A 3,734-nucleotide genomic window follows, 5' to 3' on the forward strand; every position below is an offset into this window, starting at 1 on the left:
TGGCTGGTCCGCCGCGCCGACTCCTTGGCCCGGGCTTGTTCTGGGCTTGTCACGGGCTCGTGCGGGGCCGACCGGTCGTCAAGGGCCGGTCAAGCGTGTGTCAAGGGGTGTGGCAAGCGGGGCCGGTGGCAGAGAGGACGGCCGGGAGGTGTTCGGTGGCGAGCCGGGCTGGTCGAGCCCGGAGCCGGGTTGGTGGGGGCTGTGAAGTGCCGTCACGCAGCTCCCAGCCCCCACCGTGCTGTGAAGCGAATGATCAGTTTATCCCCTGTCCGGATCTGAGCGCCGACGTCCGCTCTCGCGTAACGGCGGTCCACCCCCTCTCTCCGCATCACCCCCTGCGCGGCGGCCCCTGCGTCCGGGTATGTGCCTGTATAGGGCCTCGGCGTGGCGTGGCGGACCATGGCGTAGCCTGGCGATTGCCTCACGCACCTTGAAGAATCGTTTCTGTGCGGGTTTGCTGTGTCCCAGCGGCGGCCCGGGTCCACACTTCCGGGAGTCCCCGGCCCTCCCCACCCATGCCTAGGCCGGGGCAGTGAAGACCCGCCGCTGCGGATCCCGCCGGCCGCCTCGTTGCGAACTCGTCGGCGGGATCCGCATGTCCCACCCGGCGTTCCCGCACCAAAGCCGCAGGGGCCGGTGGATCGCCGGTAGGGTCCCGATGCAACCAGAAGTCGGCGGATCGCGTCTGCTGTTCGGGACGGTACTGGACTCTTCTGTCTTGACGGGCGGGCCGGGCGGTGAGACGACAGACGAGCGGAACCCCCGACCACGGGTCCTGTTCGGGGCCCGGCACCATACCGTGGTGCCGGGCCCCACCCGTCCCGGCCTCATCCCCCCACGAGAGAGGCCGGACGGGAGCGGGGGCGGCCACCTGCGGGCAGAGACGGCCGCTCACTCTCCCGCGACTCCGGCTGAGCAGCGGGTACCCGCACAAGAGGTAACTGCAAAATGACCGCAGAAACAGCCCCACAGGCAACAGTTGAGTCGTTTCCGACCCCCCCGGCCCTCACCAGCCGGCATGTACGCGTCTTCCTCCCGCATAACCGCTCACCCAACGGTGACCAGCACAAACAGGAACGGCCACGGCACAGGCACACCCGCCGGGACAACTTCAGCAGCCCGCCCGAACCACCCTGCACACCGGCCCGCAAAAGGCCTGATCTGCAAACAGCAACCACGCACGAGCGCGGTGCTGACCGGGCCTCAAGGGGGCGGCCAAATCTCTGCCAAGGGGTTCGTCAAGGGGTGCATCAAGGCGGGCCGGGTCGTGTGAACCGCCCGCCGCTGCGCCCGTCAACGGGTCCGTGGCTGCCTGTCCCCGGGTATGAGGGCCGGGACGTGTCCGTCCGTCCCGGGGGTCCGTCTGCCTGGGTCCGCGTTCGCGTCCGTCCGTATGGGAGGCACGAGGCGGGCCCGGTGGTCCGGAGCCCGGCCGGCGCCGGCAAGGCGCTCCAGGGGCAGTGGCGACACGAGAGGAAGCGCGACGGCCGAGCGAGGCGAGTCCGCCAGGCATGTTGGGGATGATCTTGAGGAGGGATGGTGTGGAGACAAGAAGGCTGAAGCCAGAGGAGGCAAGGGTTTCCTATTGCGCTGAGTACGCAGAGAAAAACGCCAATCGTGCGGCTTTGAGGGAAGGAGATGAAAATCAAACTGACGCCATCGGTGAAGGGTTAGCGGCCATCGCTTACGCACTCCTTGAGGTAGCGGCAGCGATTCGCGAGAACACCAAGTCCCTCCGATAGTAGGCAGTGAGCCTTTTCCCACCTGACGGGTGGTTGCACCGGTTACCCTGGTGGCGGGCATGAAGAAAGCTCCTGGTTGACGGGTTCACGACCAAGGTCACCAGTCCGCCAGGAGCTCTTGTGCTTGTCTACCCGTCTGCCATCGATCTGTCCAGCCGCACCTTGCAGCGGCTCCACGTCATCCTCGACGGCACGCTCCTGCTCATCGACCGCATCGCCGCCGACCGCCCGTACTACTCAGGGAAGAAGAAGCACCACGGTATGAACGTGCAGGTACTCGCCGACCCGGCTGGACGCCTGATCCGGGCATCGGACGCGCTGTCCGGCGCCGTCCACGATCTGACCGCGGCCCGGATCCACGACATCCCGGCCGCTCTGGCCGCCGGCAACATCAAGTGCTGGGCGGACAAGGCATACCAAGGGGCGACCCCCACCCTCCGCGTCCCGTTCCGGGGCAGGAACCTGCGCGGCTGGCGTCGGCGTCACAACCGGGGGACCATGCCAGGATCCGCAGCCTCGGCGAACGCGCCATGGCGGTCCTCAAGGGCTGGCGGCTCCTGCGCAAACTCCGCTGCAGCACCACCCGGATCAGCGCCATAGACCGAGCCGTCGTCGCCCTCGAACTCGCCAACTGAGCAAGATGGAAAACCCTTACTATAATACTTTCGCGTAATACTATCAGTTCAATGCGTCCGGGGTAGAACGATTCTTACCCATATGGGAGGGGTAGTGTCTCAGGGTTACCTTGATTTGAACAACGACCGCAGGTGGAGCGAGAACGAGTTTTTATCTGCTGCGATGGAGTGGCATTTCAGTCCGGAAACCGGTTCTCCTTTCTGGGTGTCGCGAGCATGCTCCCTCAGCTTTGATCCGCGCCGCGACGTGCGGACCCACGCAGATCTCAGGCTCTTCCCTAACATGGTGAACGAGCTGCGGGACGCACCCGTGGAGGACCTGGTGCCACGCGGTTACGGCGGCAGGCCTGACGTGGTCGGTTCGTATGACAGCGGGGGGACGACCGGCCGGCCGAAACGAGTCCTGCTGCTGTCCGACTGGCTCTCGCGGTCGCTTGCGTGGAAATCAGCGCGCATGGACGAACTGGGTTTCCCCCGTGACGTCAACTGGTTGACTCTCGCGCCGAGTGGACCGCACATCTTCGGCAGGCTGATGGCGGAACTGCCCCGCATGCGTGGAGGCATCGGCTTCACCGTCGACCTCGATCCTCGCTGGGTCCGCAGGAGCCTGGGGGAGGGCCGCGCCAACGAGGCGAAACGCTACGCCGAACACATAGTCGACCAGGCGGAATCCATTCTCCGCCACCAGCGCGTCGGGGTGCTGGTGGCAACGCCGCCACTGCTGGAACTCATAGCGGAACGCGACGAACTGGTCTCCGCGATCAATGAGAAAGTAGCGGTCATCATGTGGGGGGGGGAGCCCATATGGATGTCGATACCCGACATGTGCTACAGCATGAGGTCTTCCCGAACGTGCGGTTGCGTGGTCAGTACGGCAGCACGATGATCCTTGGCGGCAGCATGGAGCGACCTGCCACGGTGGACGGCTCCCGGTCCTGTGTATTCGACTCGTTCTCGCCGTACACGACCTTCCGCGTAGTGGATCCGGTCTCACACGCCGAGGTCGCCGAGGGCGAGCGAGGGCAGGTCGTGATGCATCACATCAGCAAGTCCCTGCTCCTGCCCAACAACCTGGAGCGGGACATGGCCACGCGAGTCCGCGCTCCCGAGGGTGCGCTCGGTGTCTCAGTGGCCGACGTGACGCCCGTTGCCGAGTTCGAGGACTCCGAGGTCATTGAAGGTGTCTACTGATGCCTGATCTTGCGAGGTTGGACGCGCTCGGCGTCACGGGGCCATTCCGCTCGGTGCGCACCCATCGCGTGGGCGGAGTGGTTGGCGAGGTCCTTGCGGAACTGAGCCTCGTTCCACCAGTCTCCCTGCGGCGTAACGTCAAGGCGTTGCGTCGTGCACGGCCACT

General features: G+C 65.8%; 2 protein-coding genes and 1 pseudogene. All 3 read left to right on the plus strand.

The window, feature by feature from the left end; genetic code table 11:
• Positions 1-1,859: 1,859 nt before the first annotated feature.
• Positions 1,860-2,377, plus strand: a pseudogene (locus ACFC02_RS41985) (transposase family protein); the annotation flags it as partial.
• 94 nt (positions 2,378-2,471) lie between these two features.
• Entirely contained in the window at positions 2,472-3,263 is a 792-nt protein-coding gene (locus ACFC02_RS41990) for a hypothetical protein (protein ID WP_376368210.1), read from the plus strand.
• Positions 3,264-3,277: 14 nt separating this feature from the next.
• A complete protein-coding gene (locus tag ACFC02_RS41995; RefSeq protein ID WP_376368211.1) occupies positions 3,278-3,568 on the plus strand; it encodes a hypothetical protein in 291 nt (96 codons plus the stop codon).
• Positions 3,569-3,734: the final 166 nt, after the last annotated feature.

This window comes from Streptomyces sp. NPDC056160 (assembly GCF_042268205.1).
GTDB lineage: Bacteria > Actinomycetota > Actinomycetes > Streptomycetales > Streptomycetaceae > Streptomyces.

Excerpts from the sequence above, each read along its gene's own strand:
- ACFC02_RS41995 (WP_376368211.1), top strand. The coding sequence starts at position 3,278 with ATGGAGCGACCTGCCACGGTGGACGGCTCCCGGTCCTGTGTATTCGAC.